Origin of the sequence: Hymenobacter caeli (assembly GCF_013294115.1) — a bacterium.
Taxonomy (GTDB): Bacteria; Bacteroidota; Bacteroidia; order Cytophagales; family Hymenobacteraceae; genus Hymenobacter; species Hymenobacter caeli.
Genome location: NZ_JABSNP010000038.1, coordinates 1 through 1,572 on the forward strand (window position 1 = coordinate 1; position 1,572 = coordinate 1,572).

1 rRNA gene is annotated in these 1,572 nt (G+C 57.5%); it reads left to right on the forward strand.

From position 1 onward, the window contains the following. Nucleotides 1–45 precede the first annotated feature (45 nt). A 16S ribosomal RNA gene (locus tag HNP98_RS21390) occupies nucleotides 46–1,561 on the forward strand. Nucleotides 1,562–1,572 lie beyond the last annotated feature (11 nt).

The window sequence follows — 1,572 nt, forward strand, 5'->3', positions numbered from 1 at the left end:
TAGCACAAGACATCAGCCCTGTTTCGGCAGGGTGCAGGACATTATACAATGGAGAGTTTGATCCTGGCTCAGGATGAACGCTAGCGGCAGGCCTAATACATGCAAGTCGAACGGTTCACAGCAATGTGGATAGTGGCGCACGGGTGCGTAACGCGTAGCCAACCTACCCGAATCTGGGGGATAGCCCGCCGAAAGGCGGATTAATACCGCATAAGACTATAGAGCGGCATCGTTCAGTAGTTAAAGATTTATTGGATTCGGATGGGGCTGCGTGCCATTAGCTAGTTGGGGGGGTAACGGCCCACCAAGGCGACGATGGCTAGGGGAGCTGAGAGGCTGGTCCCCCACACGGGCACTGAGATACGGGCCCGACTCCTACGGGAGGCAGCAGTAGGGAATATTGGGCAATGGAAGAGATTCTGACCCAGCCATGCCGCGTGCCGGATGAAGGCCTTCTGGGTCGTAAACGGCTTTTTTCCGGGAAGAACCGGTCCTGTGCGCAGGGCTCTGACGGTACCGGGAGAATAAGCACCGGCTAACTCCGTGCCAGCAGCCGCGGTAATACGGAGGGTGCGAGCGTTGTCCGGATTTATTGGGTTTAAAGGGTGCGTAGGCGGCCGCGTAAGTCTGGGGTGAAAGCCCGTTGCTCAACAACGGAACTGCCCTGGAAACTGCGCGGCTTGAGTCCAGACGAGGTCGGCGGAATGGGCGGTGTAGCGGTGAAATGCATAGATACCGTCCAGAACCCCGATTGCGAAGGCAGCTGACTAGGCTGGTACTGACGCTGAGGCACGAAAGCGTGGGGAGCGAACAGGATTAGATACCCTGGTAGTCCACGCCGTAAACGATGGATACTCGCTGCCGGCGATAGATAGTCGGTGGCTTAGCGAAAGCGTTAAGTATCCCACCTGGGGAGTACGCCCGCAAGGGTGAAACTCAAAGGAATTGACGGGGGCCCGCACAAGTGGTGGAGCATGTGGTTTAATTCGATGATACGCGAGGAACCTTACCTAGGCTAGAATGCGCGCGACCGCGTGGGAGACCACGTTTTCCTTCGGGACGCAAAGCAAGGTGCTGCATGGCCGTCGTCAGCTCGTGCCGTGAGGTGTTGGGTTAAGTCCCGCAACGAGCGCAACCCCTATGGTCAGTTGCCAGCACGTAATGGTGGGGACTCTGGCCAGACTGCCTGCGCAAGCAGTGAGGAAGGCGGGGACGACGTCAGGTCATCATGGCCCTTACGCCTAGGGCTACACACGTGCTACAATGGGCGGTACAGCGGGTTGCCAACCAGCGATGGTGCGCCAATCCCGAAAAGCCGTTCTCAGTTCGGATCGGAGTCTGCAACTCGACTCCGTGAAGCTGGAATCACTAGTAATCGCGCATCAGCAATGGCGCGGTGAATACGTTCCCGGGCCTTGTACACACCGCCCGTCAAGCCATGGAAGTTTGGTAGACCTGAAGCCGGTGCTCCGCAACGAAGCCGGTTAGGGTAGAACAGGTAACTAGGGCTAAGTCGTAACAAGGTAGCCGTACCGGAAGGTGCGGCTGGATCACCTCCTTTCTGGAGCAATT